Genomic DNA, 17,366 nt, shown 5'->3' with positions numbered 1-17,366 from the left:
AATCTCAAACGATCACGTCGGATAGTGGCCGGCGCATCGACATTGGCATCTCGGGCGCATAGCCAAAACGCACAATCAAATCAGGGCGGCGTGTGCCCAGTGACAGCTGGTCAGCCAGCAGGTGCCGCATGGCTGCCACTTCCACGGCCTGGTTGAGGAAGGCGTGCTTGATACCCAGTGCGGTCGCCTGCAGTGCGAACCTCTGGTAGGCCCGCCCGGCCGCGATCCAATGTTCCTTGTCATTGTGCCGAGACACAAAGATCATCAGCCCTGCGGAGCTGGCGATTTGGTCACGATACTTGGTGTTTTCGGATGCCGTGTTGGCCACCAGCGGGAACAACAGGCGCCCCAAAAATCCAGGGAGCACCGGGTTGCCGGAGGTTGCCGAGAACAGGCCATCGCCTGTGGAAACCGCGTCAGCGTAGCTGAACCGCAGCCACTGCTTGAGCTCGGCAAGATAGGCTTGGTCGTTCATCTGGGCAGTGTTGCCTTGGATCACCAATGCCCCAACCGCATCCATTGCCGAACGCTCGGTGAGTGTGATCACCGCAACACTGTCAGAAGCGGCAGCCAGCTCGATCATCCGCAGGTCGGCCGGTGGAACAGCCCGCGCTTCGTAAAGGGACCGCGTCACCTGGCGTCGCGGAATGGCCTGAGCCAGAGTAGAATTGGCGGTGACTGACGGCGTCAGCGAGATGATCACTCGGCCATCGCCTGCGGGATCAAAGCGTGCACCCGCCGAAAAACCCAGAAGCGGCGCTGCTTGCACGATGTTTTCCACTGCCGCGCCGATACTGGCGAACAGATGGTGATCGTCCGGATCGACATTGGGTGTGCGTCTGAAAAAATCCGGTTCGACGATGATTGCGTCGTTGCCAAGAATAAATCGCCACGCCTGGGTGTTGTGGCTGTTGGCAGCCAGGACGCCATAGCGCACAAGTTCTGAGGCGTGATCAGTGCCCGTGGGACTTTGCTCGATCGACTTGCGGATGGCGGTTACGTCATTATGCCAGGCCCGGTTTGCGCTGTTGGTCAAGGCGAGATAGCCACCGGTGCCCACTACTGCCAAGGTGCTGGCGGCGCCGATCAAGACAGTTCTGCGGTTCATGATTTACCTGGGCATGAGGGGAGCCGGACCGCAACGCGGCGGCCCGGCGCGTTACGATCAGACGATGGCGATGTGATTTTCCACGGCTGTCGCGCCAGGCGCAGCCCAGGCAGTCAGTTCAGCTTCTTCGCGATCATGCCAGGAATGGACGGTTCCGCTCAGGCTGATCTTGCCGCCGTCAGCGCGCACCGTGATAGTCTTGGGATCGTACCAGGAGCGATGCAGGGCGTGAGTGATATCATGACCGATGGTTTCGACATCCACACGCGGCTTGATGGTGACGAGATCGGACACGCCCACAACACCGGAAAGCTCGCGCACATCGCGCACCGCAGCTTCCTTCTGGAAGTGCCAATCCACCTCGCCCGATAGGGTGACCCAGCCTTTTTCGACCTTGACCTTGATCATATCGCTGGGAATCGACACCGACCACGAAAAGCGCTCCAGCGCGGCAGCAGCAATGGCTTCATCGCCGACCTTCAAGTGACCTGGCAATTTCACTTCGAGCTTTTCGACGATCGCCTTAACGCCCCTGACGCGGCCGGCAGCGGCTTCAGCGGCGTACTTGCCCGCGTAGTTATCGACATGGCCCGTCAGCGTGACAATGCCACTGTTGGCTTCAACGCCGATATGGGCAGCAATGACGCTGGGTTCCCAATTCAGTTCAGCCAGGACAGACTTCTTCAGTTCGCTATCGTTCAACATGAAATTCCCCAGTACGTCACCGCTGCACAGGATGTGCTGCAGATCAGGCCGGCAGGAACAGAAAGTAAGGGCAATTGGGCTGCGCCCCGACTATGTCCCGCGGTCCGCGCAATCTGCCCGGTCATGCCCTCTGGCAACAGCATCGGAAATCACCCACCTCGGCGCCGCAGCCATGCAAGCCTTAGGTACATTCCGAATCTGACCGGGCCGACGGGCAAACGACTAGGCTGTCGGGCCGGCCGAATTGGGCGAGCGATGCGCTTCAGTGGAGCTGATTACGATGAGCAAAGTGACCATTCTTGCCCACAATGGCCGGCCCGGACCGGAGGAGGCACTGATGGGTGGTGGCGAGAACTGGCACACACGATCCGGTGCGGAGGCTTTGCTAGCACTGCATAGTGTCACCGACGGATTGTCCACGTCGGAAGCGGCCCGCAGACTTGAAATCGAGGGCGAAAACAAGATCGCTGGCGGCAACGGTCCAAACCCATTTGGCATTTTTTTGGCGCAGTTCACCTCGTTGATGATCTGGGTATTGATCGCGGCGGGAGCCTTATCGGGCATCATGGGGCAATTGACCGATGCCCTGGCCATCATGGCTGTCGTGCTGCTGCACGCGCTGGTGGGATTTTATCAGGAGTACTCGGCAGAAAATTCGATTGCCGCATTGAAAAAACTGACTTCGCCGCAAGCCAAGGTAAAGCGCGGCGGCGTGGTTTTGGCGATCCCGGCCAGTGCGGTTGTAAGCGGCGACATTTTGGTTCTGGAGGCAGGTGACCTGGTTGCGGCAGACGCCAGATTGCTGTCTGCGAGTTCCATTACCTGCAGTGAAGCAGCGCTGACCGGTGAATCCGGGGTCGTTGAGAAGCACGCAGCAAAGCTTGAGCGGTCCGGCATCCCCTTGGCTGAGCGCAGCAATATGATCTTCATGGGCACCGCAATTGCGTCGGGGTCAGGTCGTGCCGTGGTCGTTGGCACGGCCATGAACACGCAGTTGGGGCGCATCGCCGCGCTGATTCAAAGGGCAGATGCGCGGGCAGCAACGCCTCTGCAGAAAAAGCTCGATGCGGTGGGGCGGATGCTGGTGTGGGCGACCCTGGGAATTGTCGTCACACTGTTCCTGCTTGGCCTATGGCGCGGCACCCCCTTGCTGGAACTGGTGCTGACTTCGGTCAGCCTGGCAGTTGCAGCGGTTCCCGAGGGGTTGCCTGCAGTGGTCACGGTAGCGCTTTCCATTGGCGTTACGCGCATGGCCCGTCGTGGCGCGCTGGTACGCAGGCTCTCCGCCGTCGAAACCCTGGGCTCGACAAACGTAATTTGCACCGACAAGACTGGAACGCTAACCGTCGGCGAGATGACGGTTAAAGCGCTCTATGTTGCCGGGCAGGCGTATGAGGTGACTGGGGAAGGCTACGGCTCGGACGGGAGGGTGCTGCTGGCCGGCTCGGACCCCGCACGCGGTCAACGGGCAGCATTGTTGATGCTGGGAACAGCACTGGTCGGCTGCAACAATGCCCACATTGCAAGCCATTCCGGCTTATCGACGCTTGTCGGCGATCCGACCGAGGGGGCGTTGCTGGCGGCGGGGATTAAGGCCGGAGCGGATCGAGCCAACATTGACGTCACCATGCCGCAATTGCGCGAGCTGCCGTTTGACTCCGATCGAAAGCGTAGCGCCGTTGTTCGCAAGGTATCAGACGATTTGTGCCGCGTGCTGATCAACGGCGCACCGGGTCCATTGTTGGCACTCTCTACCCACATTTTCGGACGGAACGGTGTGCAAGCGCTCTCCGACGAGGATCGGGTTGCGATCAGGTCCGAAATCTCAGGTATGGCTAAACAAGGCCTGCGAGTTCTGGGCTCGGCCTATCGTGACGTCACGCTTATCTTGGCCGAGACGGGCAATGTTGCAGCCTTGGAACGTGAACTGGTATTTGTCGGCCTTGCCGGCATGTATGATCCACCTAGGACTGAAGCCAAGCTGTCCATAGCCAAATGTCGTGACGCCGGTATTCGCGTCATCATGATTACCGGGGATCATCCCGAAACGGCCAGCGCTATCGCATCCGAGGTCGGGATCGTCTCGGCAACGGCGCCGATGACTGGTGAAAATCTGGATGGAATGTCCGACGAAAAACTGGCCGTGATCGCGCCGGAAATTGCCGTTTATGCGCGCGTTACGGCGGAGCACAAATTCCGTATCGTTCGTGCTTTGCAAGTGGGCGGGAAAAATGTCGTGGCGATGACCGGCGACGGCGTCAACGACGCCCCCGCCATCAAGGGCGCCGATATTGGCATTGCCATGGGCAAGTCCGGTACCGAGGTGACGCGGCAGGCCGCTGACGTCATTCTGGTGGACGACAATTTCCAGACCATAGTCGCCGCAGTCGAACAGGGACGTGGCATCTACGACAACATCCGCAAGACCTTGCAGTATCTTCTAGCGGGGAACGCCGGCGAACTGATGCTGATGGGGGTCTGCGTTTTTGCAGGGCTACCGGCGCCACTGCTGCCCATTCATCTGCTTTGGATAAACCTGGTCACCGACGGTCTGCCGGCACTGTGCCTAGCGGGCGATCCGATCGACAAGGATGTCATGAAGCGCGGTCCGCGGCCAAACTCTGAAAACATCATGGATGCCAGTTTCCTGATCGGCATGATGATCACCGGGATGCTGACCGGGGGGGTGGCCCTGGCGGTCTATGTCGTAACTCTGCAATCTCACCCCGTGGCGGTCGCCAGGACTTATGCCTTTACTGTTCTGGTTTTTGCCGAACTGTTGCGGGCGTTTGGCGCCCGCAGTACCATCAGGCCCGTCTGGCAGATCGCATTATTCACCAATCGAAACCTGGTGTTCGTGGTTGCCCTGTCGGTTGGCTTGCAAGTTTGGAGCCAACACAACGATATTCTGGGCACATTCCTGAAATCGACTTCAGTGCCAGCGGCAGACTGCCTGGGATTGCTGCTCGCCGGCTGCGTTCCCCTTGCCGCTATCGAACTCATCAAGGTGGTGAGGGGTTGGCCTCGGAGAGGCAAGCCACTCGTATCCTAGCTGCGCCGGCGCATTGTGCCTGTCAGAGTGGTGGCCGCCGCAATCGTGTTGGAGATCGTGCCGTACTTGCGAACATTGGTATGCAGCAGAGCCAACCGATGATCATTCTCTTCCGTTTCGACGATGATCTCGCAGACGACGTCGATCAGTTTGGGCGGGCTGTCTTGCCTGTTCGCAGAAATCGTGATTTCCACGCCGTGAAGCGCGAAAGCGAGCATCGGCGCGGCCCACTCCATGCTCTTGAGCATGTACGCCGCTAGGGCCGCCAGCAGCAGTTCTGCAGGATTGAAAGAGTCGTCGCGCCCGGCGGGATCGGTATCGAGAGCAATCTCGGCCTGCTTGGCCCGGGCAAGGCCGCCATGGCGTCCCGGCGGCTGGCAGTGACTTGGTAGTGCAGCATGACAGCAAATCCCGGTTGATCGCGGATGGAGTTTGTCGGCTACTGGCGATACGCAGCGACTTCGAGCATCGTGCCAGTCACTCGGCGGCGAGTGTGCCAGGACTGCGCCTCCTCCAGCAGATGCGGTGTGTGTCCGCCGCGAGCGGTGGCGCGCTCGAAACAGTCCGCCATCTGGGCGCGATAGCTTGGGTGGACGCAGTTGGCGATGATGACGGCGGCGCGTTCCCGCGGGCCGATTCGCGCAGATCGGCCAATCCGACCTCGGTCACCAGTACATCGACATCGTGCTCGGTGTGATCGACATGGGAGACCATGGGCACGACCGACGAGATGGCGCACCCTTGGCAAGGGACTTGGTGACGAAGATCGAGATATAGGCGCTGCGCGCGGCAAGGCGAATGCGATCTTTTGGCAATTTGCCTGCCTCTGCGATGCCGATGGGAAAGCGCCACAGCTGTCAAAGCATGGTCACCTTGACCGAGATCAACTCGCCTCCAGCATGCTCAGGTTATCCTTGGCGGCAGGCCGAGCATCTGCGCTTTGATCGGTGTTCCTAGCCTCGGAATCTACCCAGAGCGAAGTTCGGCACCGCCCCGCCGGCAACCTCTGAGTAATTTCCGACGCTCCCGGGCTGCAGGCTTGCTCGGTAGGTTTCATCAAACACCTGGCGAAGCCAGATGCGCTGGTCTGCCCCGATATCACGCAAGGAGCTCTTCATGCTTACCGATATTTTTGTGCCATTGCTGACCTATCCCGACGTCGCGTCCGACGATGCCATCGGTTCAGCACTGCGGTTCACCAATGGTTTTGCGGCCGGTGTGGAATTTTGCGCCTTTGAGATCGACATACCGAAAATATCGTACTCGTTTGGCGCCGACATGATCGACTTCAGCGGGATGATCGCCGATGCCGAGCAGCAAAGTCACAAGCATGCCACCAGGCTCCTCGAACTGGCAGCCACCGCAAAGAGCGCCGTTGCGATGACAACGTCACGAGTACGGCTTCATGAGGTAAACGTGGGTCATGCGGCATCGACCATGGCGCAGTTGCGCGACCTGTCGATCGTGCAACTGCCGCACAACTCGGAATCCCAGCGCGATCTGGCAGAAAGCTTGATCTTTGGGTCAGGGCGGCCGGTCGTAGTGCTGCCGAAACCCGGCGAGCGTTCCTGGACGAATGATCACATCGCCATAGCTTGGGATGGCAGCAAAGCGGCGAGCAGCGCGGTGCATGATGCCATGGGCCTTCTGTTAAAAGCCCGCACCGTCAAAATGCTCACCGCCTTTGACGACAAGGCCATCGGCGAAAAGTCAGTCGCGGGATTGCATGACTACCTATCGCGCCACGGGATCGAAGCCGAACATCGTGACTTGAACTCAGCTGGGATTTCAATCGGCACCTGCCTGCAAGATGGTGCGATCGATAACGGTGCCGGATTGCTGGTGATGGGCGCCTTTGGTCATAGCCGTGTTCGAGAATTCATCCTTGGCGGTGCCACCCGTGCTGTCCTGCTAGACGTTCGGCTACCGGTTTTCTTCTCGCACTGATCCGTCCAACCCAATCATCAATGGAGATATGAAGTGGCCCCATCAATAAAGCCTGGCTACGCCTCGACGCAGATTGGCCTGCATTGGCTGATTGCCGCCCTGGTAGTGTTCCAACTGGTGTTCGGCGAAAGCATTGTAGCAGCGACCGAAGCTGCGGAGGAGGGCGGCACCCTCTCGGCCGCCGACGCGGTTCTGGCAAGCGCTCACTACTGGGTAGGGATTTCCATTTTGATGCTGGTGGCTGTCCGGCTTGCCATGCGCCTGCGTTTGGGAGCCCCGGCGCTTTTGGAGCCTAACCCGATCCTGGCCCTTTTGGCCAAGCTCACCCATTGGGCCTTCTATGCGCTGTTGGTCATAGTACCGGTCACTGGGTTGTTGACCGTCTACGTCAATCCCGAAATTGGGGAGATCCACCAATTGGCCAAGCCGGTGTTTATTGCGCTGATAGGCCTGCATGCGGCTGCGGCGCTCTTTCATCAATTCGTACTGCGTGACGGCACGTTGATGCGCATGCTGGTGCCCACAAAAAGGTAGCTTTGGGTGGCAACAGTGGGAGCGAGTGTCATGGCCAACTGCAACTGGCGTGGCGGCCGGTCACCTGCTGAGGTGGTGTCGCATGACACGTCTCGTCACCCAGTTCCTAGTATCTACTGAGTAGGGCAGGTCCGTCGCAGTCGCAAGCATATGAGCGACTGGCGCTTGTTGTTGAGAGCGAAGGGCGACGCCTGCGCTATGCCGCGGACCACTGCGCCCGCATCGGCATGCGCCGAACGAACGCCCTAAAGGCTGACTCCGAAAATCCGACCTACAACTGCAGTAGTTGCCATGGCGGCGGCGCCCCAAAACAATACACGCGCGGTGGGGAGCAATTTTGGAGCACCGCCAGCCTGGGCGCCAAGGGCGCCGAGCCCAGCCAGGCAAATCAAAGTTGTAATGACCACGACCGGGATGGTTTTGTCAGAGGGGGCAAGAACGGCGGCGATCAGTGGCAGAGCCGCCGCGACAGTAAACGTCAGGCCTGAGGCAAATGCAGCTTGTAGCGGATTGGCCGTGTGAACTTCGGACAAACCCAGTTCGTCCCGCACGTGTGAGCCCAAGGCATCGTGTTCGGTCATCTCTCTGGCGACCAGTGCCGCTGTGGCGGGCGATAGTCCGCGAGCCTGGTAAATTGAGGCAAGCTCGGCTTCCTCTTCCGCCGGGGTGTCTATCAGCGCCTGCTTTTCGCGCGAGATGTCTGCGCGTTCGATATCGGATTGCGAGCTAACGGAGACATACTCCCCGGCCGCCATGGACATAGCCCCTGCGGCAAGGCCCGCAATGCCAGCCACCAAAATGGCTCCGGGACCGGGGTTGGCCGCTGCGACACCAACGATCAGAGACGACACCGAAACGATGCCATCATTGGCACCCAGCACGGCAGCCCGCAGCCAGCCGGCGCGGTTGATAAAGTGGACTTCTTCGTGGGCCGATTGATAGGGAGGGTTCATCTTGTTTCCAGTTAATGCGGGAACGGATTTGAGGCATTTCCACACCTCTATTTCGGCCACCTGACGCTAACCTTAAGCCGGCAGGACATAGTCACGGCACGCGCCGACACAGCAGCTCCGGTGATGAATGTGCCACACAGCCGCAACCGCGCCATTACGTCAGACCACTGCGATGTTGTTTTCAACCGCTGTGGCGCCGGGGGCCGCCCAGGCGGTCAATTCGGCCTCGTGACGGTCGATCCACGAATGGGTGGTGCCGCTGAGCTTGATGGTGCCGCCGACCGCAGAAACGGTGATGGTCCTGGGTTCGAACCAGGCGCGGTGAAGGGCGTGAGTAATGTCATTGCTCACATCGCCAACGTTGACCCCTGGCTTGATGGTCATGTTGTCATTGACTCCCAATACCCCCGACAGGTCACGCACCTCACGGGTGGCCGCTTCCTTCTGAAAATACCAGTCGACCTGGCCAGTGAGCGTCACCCAGCCTTTTTCAACCTTGACCTTGATGGCGTCGTCGGGAACCGAAACAGCCCAAGCGAAGCGATCGAGCGCCGCGGCGGCTATCTCGTCGTCGTGCTTCTTGACGAAGCCTGGCAGGCGCACCTCGAGCTCTTCAACAATCGCTTTGACGCCTCTAACCCGCCCTGCAGCCATTTCTGCATGCTTCTTGGCCGCATAGTTTTCCACGTGTCCGGAAAGGGTAACGACCCCCGAATTTGCCGTTACCCCGATATGGGCCGACGTGACACTGGGTTCCCAGTCCAGTTCCGCCAAAACTGCCTGCTTTAGATCATTATCGTTGGACATCAATTTCTCCATAAGAGGGCCGTCAGCTGGCCGCCCAATGCGCCCTACCGCTAGTCCGCTCAGGCAGCTTTTGGTGTCTCGGTCTTCTGTTGCCGCACCCTAGTCCCTACAGATCTGCCCGAAAGCATCGGAAATTACCCAAGGGTGGCTTGGAGTCTGCTCGATTCTGCAATCTCGGCGGCCTGAGTAAATCCCGATCCTGCTCCATCGACACGCGGCCGCGTAAGGTGTCGGCGTATGCACGTTCCAAGGTATTCGTACCCATCGTTGAGCGACTACTTTAGGGATGAATCCGACATGCTGGCGCCGAGCCCCGAAATCAACGACCTGCTCGAGACTGATATGGTCCCCAACTGGTGGACCCGGTACCGCACCTTTCTGATTTGGAGCGCCGCTTGTGTCGCGCTGATCGCCGGCGTCGTGGTGTGGTGGTCGTGGTCCAGCAACAGGGCGGCCGCCATCTCGTACCAGACCACAGCGGCCAAAACCGGTGACTTGACGATCTCCGTTGCCGCCATGGGAACCATGGAGCCAATCAGGCAGGTTGAAGTTGGCAGCGAGATTGCGGGGACCATCGAGGCGGTCAGCGCCAACTACAATGACGTAGTAACAAGCGGCCAGATCCTTGCCCAGATCAGCACCGACCAACTTACGGACCAGACCAATCGCACGCGCTCGCTGCTCGACGCTGCAAAGGCCACGGTTATCGACAAACAGGCCGGCTTGGCGCAGGCCGACCGGGACCTTTCGCGTGTCGCACCGCTGGCTCTGCACGATCTAATGTCCAAACAGGACCTGGAAGCAGCCCAGACTGCGCAACTAAGAGCGCAGGCCGCACTGGCGAGCGCCGCCGCTCAGGTCGAAGTTGCCCAGGCGGACCTTGCGTCAAACTTGACGCAGCTTGGCAAGGCAGTGATCCGATCGCCCATTGACGGGATCATCCTCGATCGCAATCTCGAGATCGGTCAGACTGTCCCAGTTGCCCAGCAATCCGTGCTCTTTACGATCGCTGACGACCTCCGTCGCATCCATCTGCTCGTGGATGTCGATGAGGCCGATATTGGGTCCGTGAAGCAGGGGCAGCAGGCAAGTTTCACAGTCGAAGCCTATCCAGACCGGTCCTTCAACGCCAAGGTCGAGCAGGTACGATTTGCGCCGATCGCCGTCAGCGGCGTCGTCAGCTATAAATCGGTCCTGTCGGTCGACAATGCGGAGCTTTTACTGCGTCCGGGAATGACCGCGTCGGCGGAGATCGTGACTAAGCAGATCAGTAACGCGCTTCTTATCCCTAATGCTGCGCTGCGCTATGCGCCCTCCCAAGCAGCTGCCAAAACTGGCGGAGGCATGTTTGGCGGGGCGACGACGCCGAAGTCTCTTGCCACGACTGGCGCTGTGGACATGGCCTCAGACCACAAGCAGATCTGGCTACTCGAGGGCACAGTCGCAACGCCGGTCACCATTACGATTGGCATGACCGACGGCACCTGGACGCAGGTTCTGGCCGGCGACCTTGCAGCGGCCGATCTTGTGATAATCGACTCTGCGGCGGCGAACTGAATGGCCGCGGAACTGATTGTCAGATTGCAGGGACTGACCAAGGTCTTCGGCGAGGGAGCGGGCCGGGTCGAGGCGCTGCGCGGCGTCTCGCTCGATATTGATGCCGGCGATTTTGTCGCCATCATGGGGCCCAGTGGATCGGGAAAATCCACCTGCATGAACATCGTCGGGTGCCTCGATGCACCGACCGGCGGGCACTACCTATTTCGTGACGTTGACGTAGGAGCCTTGTCGCAGGACCAGAGCGCTCTACTACGGCGGCACTATTTGGGCTTTATCTTCCAGGGCTATAATTTGTTGCCCCGAACCTCGGCCGTCGAAAACGTAGAACTGCCGCTGATCTATCGTCAGGTGGGCGCCAAGGACCGGCGCGACCTGGCGATGAAGGCGCTTTTTGATGTTGGCCTCAAGGGCTGGGAGCACCACAAGCCCAATGAACTGTCCGGTGGGCAACAGCAGCGCGTGGCAACGGCCCGTGCCATCGTCACCGAGCCGGCGCTGCTTTTGGCCGATGAGCCGACAGGCAATCTCGATACCGCTCGCAGTCACGAAATCATGGAACTTTTAACCGGCCTGAACCGTACCAAGGGCATCACCATCGTCATGGTGACCCATGAGCCAGACATGGCCCGCTATGCCCGCCGGATTGTGCAGTTCAAGGATGGGCTGATCGAAGCCAACGACATCGTTGAAAAGGCCGCTTGATGTTTTGGGAAACCGTCCTGCTGGCCCTGCGAGCCATTCGCCGCAACGCCCTGCGATCCGGATTGACCGCCCTTGGTATCATTATTGGGGTGGCCGCAGTGATTGCTTTGGTGACTATCGGCAACGGGACGACCGCCAGCGTCGTGGCGGGGGTATCTGAGCTGGGCGGAAATGTTTTGACTGTTCGGCCCGGCGAAGCGGCAACAGGGCCGGGCGGCACCCAGTCCAGCGCCAAGCCTTTTACCGTCGCTGACGCCACGGCGATCGCCGATCAGATATCCGGCGCCAGGGATGTGGCCCCGATTGCCTCCAGCCGTATCACCGTGATTGCGGGCAGTGACAATTGGACCTCGACGCTAACCGGCTCGGACAACGCCTATTTTGACGCGGGGCAGTGGGAACTTGCGGCCGGTCGGCTGTTCACTGACAGCGAACTACGCAGCGGGAGCACGGTCTGCATCATCGGGGAAACTGTCCGCGAAAATCTGCTCGGCAACCAGAATCCGCTTGGACAGAAGCTGCGGCTGCAGCGCATGCCCTGTGAAGTGGTCGGCCTGCTGGCGGCCAAGGGCAATAGTGGGTTCGGCACGGACCAGGACGATATTATCATGACGCCGCTGCGCACCTTTCAGCGGCGCATCGCTGGAAACACCGATGTGGCCTCGATCACCGTCACGGCGCGAGCAGACAGCACGACGGCCAAGGTTAAGCGGGATGTCGAAATCCTGTTGCGCGAGCGTCGCCGGATCAAGATCGGTGACGCCAATGATTTTAACGTCTTTGACATGACCCAAGTCACCGCAGTCTTGTCTACCATCACGACAGTTCTGACCGGATTGCTCGCCGCCGTGGCGGGCATCAGCCTGCTCGTCGGTGGCATCGGGATCATGAATATCATGTTGGTTTCAGTCACCGAACGGACTCGCGAGATCGGTATTCGGCTGGCCATCGGTGCGTTGCGCGGCCAGGTCCTGCAGCAATTTCTGATGGAGGCCGTTGTGCTGTCACTATTGGGTGGACTGGTCGGCATCGTGCTTGGCCTGGCGCTGGCGTTCTTGGGCGTCAGCCTACTGAAGGTCCCCTTTGCTTTCGACCCCGTCATTGTTGCCCTGGCCTTCGGCTTTTCGGGCGTTATCGGGGTGATATTCGGCTATTTCCCTGCCCGGCGTGCCGCAAGTCTCAATCCGATCGAGGCCCTGCGGCACGAGTAGCGTTAGCTGTGTTGCCCTGAGTAATTTCCGAGGGTGATGACTTGGGTTCAAGTCATCTAGCGTGAGCAGGGACGGGGCGGCAATCGCCCGCGGACCAGTTCGTTACCAGGGCGACACGATGAGGTGAGTGACTTGGACGACCCTTACGTTACGCTGGGCGTGCTCCGAGGCGCCAGCCAGGACGAGATCCGAATCGCCTATCGCAAGCTTGCCAAGCAGCATCATCCCGATCTCAATCCGGGCAACACAGCAGCTGAAGAACGGTTCAAGTCCGTCGCGGCCGCCAATGAACTATTGTCAGATACTGCCAAGCGCAGCCGGTTTGATCGCGGCGAGATCGACGCCAGCGGCCAGGAGAGACCCGCCCAGCCCAAGTACCGGGACCATGCCGATGGCCCGTCGGGTCAACGCTACAGCCGGGCGGGGCCGCAAGCGGCCGATTGGGGCAATGCGGATTTCAGCGACTTGTTTGGCTCGATGTTCAATCAGGGCGGGCGCGGGAACGCCCGCGCACCGCAGAGGGCGCCCGACGAACGCTACAGTTTGGCGGCGGACTTCCTGGACGCCATCAACGGCGCCACGCGGCGCCTGACATTGCCAGATGGTCGAACACTGGATGTCAAAATTCCGGTCGGCACCACCAGCGGACAGGTGCTGCGATTGCGCGGCCAGGCAGCCGCTGTCGCCAATGGCGGAACAGCAGGCGACGCTTTGATCGAGATCACAGTTGCGGCTCATCGCTTTTTCGAGCGCACCGGCAACGATATTCGGCTCATCCTGCCCATTACCGTCAGCGAAGCGGTCCTGGGTAGCCAGGTGCAAATCCCCACCCCGGGCGGTCCGGTCATGATGCGCATCCCGCCCCACTCGGACAGCGGCAACGAACTGCGGCTGCGGGGCCGCGGCGTGCCCAAACACGGTGGCCACCCAGCCGGCGATCTTTACGCAACGTTGCGCGTGATGATCGGGGCCACGGATGCGGCATTGGAAACATTTTTGGGTAGTTGGAAACCCGTCAATCCACTCAATCCGAGAAAGTCGATGGAGGAAGGGACATGATCACCATCGACGTCTTGGTCACCCACAGTACAGGACTGACCCGGCAGGACCTGGAACGCTGGATCGGCAATGATTGGGTCCGGCCGGATAGTCGCAGTGGCACGTTCGTTTTTGCCGAAATCGATATCGCACGGGTCAGGCTCATCCAGGAGCTGCGCGATGAGTTGGAGGTCAATGAAGCGGCGTTGCCCATCGTGTTGTCACTGCTCGATCAACTCTACGATCTGCGTCGCCAGATCCGGCGGGCCATGCTTGAGGCGGATGCCACAGAAATTGATCCACCCGCAGTGAAATGAGATCCCATGTGCTTTTCCGCGTCGGTCAGTTTTACCACTGGTACCCTGATCTCGATTGTTGGTCTGCTGGCTCTAAGCAAGGCTCGGCCGCGCATGCGGCTGTTTGCGGCTCTGCCGCTGTTGTTTGGCATCCAGCAACTGACTGAAGGCGCCATCTGGAGTGCTATGCCTACGGCACCCTCTGGCCCGGCGATCCATTGGCTGACCCAGGCCTACGCTTTTTTCATTGGCGTGCTGTGGCCAGTATTGTTTCCACTCAGCCTTTATCTGATCGAGCCGAGCCAGCGGCGGCGGCGATTGATCCTCATACTTCTCGCGCTCGGCGGGGTGGTTGCGATTTATACCCTGGTGGTCATGGGCCTCTTCGGATTTTCAGTGCGCGTTGCTCACCAATGCCTGGTCTACGAAAATCCAGCGGGAATCTGGCCGGGGATGGAACTGGTCTATCTGCTGGCCACCAGCGGCGCATTCTTCATTGCCAGCGATGATCGCATCCACTGGCTGGGCGTGGCAAACTTGGCCGGCTTCGGCATTGCCGCGAGTTTTTTTAGTTTGAACCTGCCCTCGGTGTGGTGCTTCTGTGCCGCGATCATCAGCAGTCTGATTTGCTGGTATGTGTGGTCACGCAACCCTGCCGCTTCAACTGGGAGCAGCAGCGGACCTTGAGTATATTCCGGCCCTGCCACGGCCGGACCAGCACCACTACGCTTCCATCACCAAGATGACCGGCACGGTGGAGCGATCGATGACAGCCAAAGGCGAGCACGCGAAAGCAGAATTTGACACGGACGCTCGCCGGGAGCAGGAGCTGAACCGCTTCGAACCCAAGGCCGAAGCTCAGCCCTCCGATGTGCTGGCAGTTGCCACCTTAACCGCCGAACTCGCCGACATGCGTGACCGCTGGGTACGCTCCGAGGCCGAGATCGCCAATGTCCGCTCCCGCGCCAAGCGCGACATCGACGAAACCCGCAGCTTTGCTGTCCAGAAGTTTGCCGGGGACGTGGTGGAGGCGGCAGAGAATCTGCGCCGAGGCCTAACCAATCTGCCCCCGGCGATGCCGGGAGAGCCGGAAAGCATGATCGGTTTGCGTGCCGGTCTGGTCGAAATCGAACGTGGTTTTGTCGGACTGCTGGAGCGCAACGGAATCAGACGTGAAGACCCCACCGGATCGGCCTTTTCGCCGGACCTGCATCAGGCCATCGGCGAACGTGAGGCAGATAACCAGCCATCGGGCTCTGTTCTGCAGTCTCTGTCGCCGGTCTGGACCCTCAACGGCCGGCTGCTGAGGCCGGCAATGGTTATTGTCGCCAGGTCGCCGATTGGTGGGCAGACGGACGATCCTTCCATTTTCAACCGGGGCGAATAATGGCCCCGCGCCCCAATCCACCCCTTCGCCAAGCCTGCTAGCAGACTTCTGCTTGTTCGTCCGCCTCAGCCAATTCAACAGGAGCTTCGTCATGAGCAAAGTCATCGGTATCGATCTTGGCACCACCAATTCCTGCGTCGCCATCATGGACGGACAGGATCCGCGCGTCATCGAGAATGCGGAAGGCGCGCGCACCACGCCCAGCATCGTTGCCTTCGCTAACAATGGGGAGCGGTTGGTGGGTCAGGCGGCAAAACGCCAGTCGGTGACTAATCCGAGCAACACCATCTATGCGGTCAAGCGACTGATTGGCCGGCGCTACGATGATCCGCTGGTGGGCAAGGACAAGGCACTGGTGCCCTATGCCATCGTGCGTGGTGAAAACGGCGATGCGTGGGTTGAGGCTCAGAACAAGACTTATCCGCCATCTCAGATCAGCGCCTTTATTCTCGGCAAGATGAAGGAGACGGCAGAAGCGTTCCTGGGCGAACCCGTTACCCAGGCCGTCATCACCGTTCCCGCTTATTTCAACGACGCACAGCGACAGGCCACCAAGGACGCCGGACGCATTGCGGGGCTGGAAGTTCTGCGCATCATCAACGAGCCAACCGCCGCCGCTTTGGCCTATGGCATGGACAAGAAAAAGAGCGGCCGCATCGCAGTCTACGATCTGGGTGGCGGTACGTTCGACATCTCGGTTCTTGAAATCGGCGACGGCGTGTTCGAGGTCAAAAGCACCAACGGCGATACCTTTTTGGGTGGCGAAGATTTCGATGCCCGCGTCATCGATTTCCTGGCCGCGGAATTCAAGCGCGAGCAGGGGATCGACCTGCGCACCGATAAGCTCGCCCTGCAGCGCCTGAAGGAGGCCGCAGAAAAGGCCAAGATCGAACTGTCGTCGGCCAAGGAAACCGAAATCAACCTGCCGTTCATTACCGCCGATGCATCCGGGCCCAAGCATCTGCTGGTCAAGATCACGCGGGCCAAGCTCGAAAGCCTGGTCGAAGACCTGATCCAGCGCACCATGGACCCGTGCAAGGCGGCGCTGAAGGACGCCAGGGTCAGCGCCGATCAGATCGATGAGGTGATCTTGGTGGGCGGCATGACACGCATGCCCAAGGTGATCGATATGGTCAAAACCTTTTTCGGCAAAGAGCCCGCGCGAAACGTCAATCCAGACGAGGTCGTCGCCATCGGCGCAGCCGTGCAGGGCGCTGTGCTCAAGGGCGACGTCAAGGATGTGTTGTTGCTCGACGTCACCCCACTCAGCCTGGGTATCGAAACGTTGGGCGGCGTTTTTACCCGCCTGATCGAACGCAACACCACCATCCCATCCAAGAAAAGCCAGACCTTTTCCACCGCCGAGGACAACCAGAACGCCGTCAACATCAAGGTCTTGCAAGGCGAGCGCGAGATGGCTGCGGACAACAAGACCCTTGGTCGCTTCGATCTGACCGGTATCGCGCCAGCACCGCGCGGCTTGCCCCAGATTGAGGTCACCTTCGATATCGATGCCAACGGCATCGTCTCGGTGCAGGCCAAGGACAAGGCGACGGGCAAGGAGCAGCAGATCAAGATCCAAGCCAATGGCGGTCTGAACGACGCCGATATCAAACGCATGGTGGAAGAAGCCGCAACAAATGCCGAATCGGACAAGGGGCGCCGGGCCTTTGTCGATGCCAAGAACCATGCCGACGCCATGGTCCATCGGGTGGAAACCGGCCTGGCCAAGCATGGGGCGGTCATTTCGATCGCCAACCGTGAAGATGCACAGGCCGCGTTGGCCGGGATGCGGTCTGCTGCGTCCGGCGATGACCTTGCTGCGCTTACCAAGGCTACCGATCGCCTGTCGGTAATCGAGCAAATGGTCACAACCGAGGGCGCCAGGGGCGAGGCCGCCGGACCATCTGGCTCAAGCGGTCATACGCAGCCGGGCGCCGCAACCGGCGAGGACATTGTCGATGTCGAATTCGAGGATGTGAGCGGCGCCGGCAAGGCGGCCTGAACGCGTAGCCTGATTCAGATCAAGGCCCCTTCACTAACGTCGGGGTAACCACAGTCAACCA

General features: G+C 60.0%; 16 protein-coding genes and 1 pseudogene. 11 read left to right on the top strand and 6 right to left on the bottom strand.

The window, feature by feature from the left end; all coding sequences use genetic code 11:
* Positions 1–4: 4 nt before the first annotated feature.
* Together ABIT12_RS07240 and ABIT12_RS07235 are read right to left on the bottom strand one after the other, a co-directional pair.
* Complete coding sequence (locus ABIT12_RS07240; protein WP_348042507.1) at positions 5–1,090, bottom strand: Acg family FMN-binding oxidoreductase; 1,086 nt, start codon at positions 1,088–1,090, stop codon at positions 5–7.
* 75 nt (positions 1,091–1,165) lie between these two features.
* Positions 1,166–1,813, bottom strand: coding sequence for a BON domain-containing protein (locus ABIT12_RS07235; RefSeq protein WP_348042506.1), 648 nt, complete (start codon positions 1,811–1,813; stop codon positions 1,166–1,168).
* A 280-nt stretch (positions 1,814–2,093) separates the two neighbouring features.
* On the opposite strand from ABIT12_RS07235, the gene ABIT12_RS07230 reads away from it, so the two are divergent.
* Positions 2,094–4,865, top strand: a complete 2,772-nt coding sequence (locus ABIT12_RS07230; RefSeq protein ID WP_348042505.1) for a cation-translocating P-type ATPase — start codon at positions 2,094–2,096, stop codon at positions 4,863–4,865.
* Here the strand turns inward: ABIT12_RS07230 and ABIT12_RS07225 are convergent.
* Together ABIT12_RS07225 and ABIT12_RS07220 are read right to left on the bottom strand one after the other, a co-directional pair.
* On the bottom strand, positions 4,862–5,113 hold the full coding sequence (locus tag ABIT12_RS07225) for a hypothetical protein (protein ID WP_348042504.1): 252 nt from the start codon (positions 5,111–5,113) through the stop codon (positions 4,862–4,864). The genes ABIT12_RS07230 and ABIT12_RS07225 overlap by 4 nt on opposite strands.
* A gap of 191 nt (positions 5,114–5,304) precedes the next feature.
* Positions 5,305–5,653 (bottom strand): annotated as a pseudogene (locus tag ABIT12_RS07220) (acetyl-CoA hydrolase/transferase C-terminal domain-containing protein); the annotation flags it as partial.
* 328 nt (positions 5,654–5,981) lie between these two features.
* On the opposite strand from ABIT12_RS07220, the gene ABIT12_RS07215 reads away from it, so the two are divergent.
* Together ABIT12_RS07215 and ABIT12_RS07210 are read left to right on the top strand one after the other, a co-directional pair.
* Positions 5,982–6,812: a universal stress protein gene (locus tag ABIT12_RS07215; protein WP_348042503.1), complete on the top strand. Its 831-nt coding sequence runs from the start codon at positions 5,982–5,984 to the stop codon at positions 6,810–6,812.
* 33 nt (positions 6,813–6,845) lie between these two features.
* On the top strand, positions 6,846–7,346 hold the full coding sequence (locus tag ABIT12_RS07210) for a cytochrome b/b6 domain-containing protein (RefSeq protein ID WP_348042502.1): 501 nt from the start codon (positions 6,846–6,848) through the stop codon (positions 7,344–7,346).
* A 245-nt stretch (positions 7,347–7,591) separates the two neighbouring features.
* On the opposite strand, the gene ABIT12_RS07205 is transcribed toward ABIT12_RS07210, so the two are convergent.
* On the bottom strand, positions 7,592–8,299 hold the full coding sequence (locus ABIT12_RS07205; protein WP_348042526.1) for a VIT family protein: 708 nt from the start codon (positions 8,297–8,299) through the stop codon (positions 7,592–7,594).
* A gap of 159 nt (positions 8,300–8,458) precedes the next feature.
* On the bottom strand, positions 8,459–9,106 hold the full coding sequence (locus ABIT12_RS07200; RefSeq protein ID WP_348042501.1) for a BON domain-containing protein: 648 nt from the start codon (positions 9,104–9,106) through the stop codon (positions 8,459–8,461).
* Between the two features lie 297 nt (positions 9,107–9,403).
* Between ABIT12_RS07200 and ABIT12_RS07195 the strand changes: the two genes are divergently transcribed.
* The 8 genes from ABIT12_RS07195 (at position 9,404) to dnaK (ending at position 17,305) form a co-directional block, all read left to right on the top strand.
* The gene (locus tag ABIT12_RS07195; protein ID WP_348042500.1) at positions 9,404–10,663 is read left to right on the top strand and encodes an efflux RND transporter periplasmic adaptor subunit; all 1,260 of its coding nucleotides are present in this window, start codon (positions 9,404–9,406) and stop codon (positions 10,661–10,663) included.
* Positions 10,664–11,368 (top strand): ABC transporter ATP-binding protein, encoded by a 705-nt coding sequence (locus tag ABIT12_RS07190; RefSeq protein ID WP_348042499.1) that lies wholly within the window; start codon positions 10,664–10,666, stop codon positions 11,366–11,368. It abuts the gene before it with no gap.
* The gene (locus ABIT12_RS07185) at positions 11,368–12,579 is read left to right on the top strand and encodes an ABC transporter permease (RefSeq protein ID WP_348042498.1); all 1,212 of its coding nucleotides are present in this window, start codon (positions 11,368–11,370) and stop codon (positions 12,577–12,579) included. Before ABIT12_RS07190 ends, ABIT12_RS07185 begins: the two co-directional genes overlap by 1 nt.
* A 132-nt stretch (positions 12,580–12,711) precedes the next feature.
* Entirely contained in the window at positions 12,712–13,638 is a 927-nt protein-coding gene (locus ABIT12_RS07180) for a J domain-containing protein (protein WP_348042497.1), read from the top strand.
* Positions 13,635–13,934 carry a chaperone modulator CbpM gene (locus tag ABIT12_RS07175; protein ID WP_348042496.1) on the top strand — a complete coding sequence of 100 codons (300 nt, stop codon included), beginning with the start codon at positions 13,635–13,637 and terminating at the stop codon, positions 13,932–13,934. Before ABIT12_RS07180 ends, ABIT12_RS07175 begins: the two co-directional genes overlap by 4 nt.
* Positions 13,935–13,940: 6 nt before the next feature.
* Positions 13,941–14,600: a DUF6629 family protein gene (locus ABIT12_RS07170; protein WP_348042495.1), complete on the top strand. Its 660-nt coding sequence runs from the start codon at positions 13,941–13,943 to the stop codon at positions 14,598–14,600.
* Between the two features lie 79 nt (positions 14,601–14,679).
* Positions 14,680–15,300 (top strand): nucleotide exchange factor GrpE, encoded by a 621-nt coding sequence (locus tag ABIT12_RS07165; protein ID WP_348042494.1) that lies wholly within the window; start codon positions 14,680–14,682, stop codon positions 15,298–15,300.
* A gap of 91 nt (positions 15,301–15,391) precedes the next feature.
* The gene (gene dnaK / locus ABIT12_RS07160) at positions 15,392–17,305 is read left to right on the top strand and encodes a molecular chaperone DnaK (protein WP_348042493.1); all 1,914 of its coding nucleotides are present in this window, start codon (positions 15,392–15,394) and stop codon (positions 17,303–17,305) included.
* Positions 17,306–17,366 lie beyond the last annotated feature (61 nt).

The organism is Devosia sp., from assembly GCF_039927955.1.
Lineage (GTDB): Bacteria > Pseudomonadota > Alphaproteobacteria > Rhizobiales > Devosiaceae > Devosia.
Note: the sequence above shows the minus strand (reverse complement) of the source record. Positions and strands in the feature narration are given on the sequence as shown.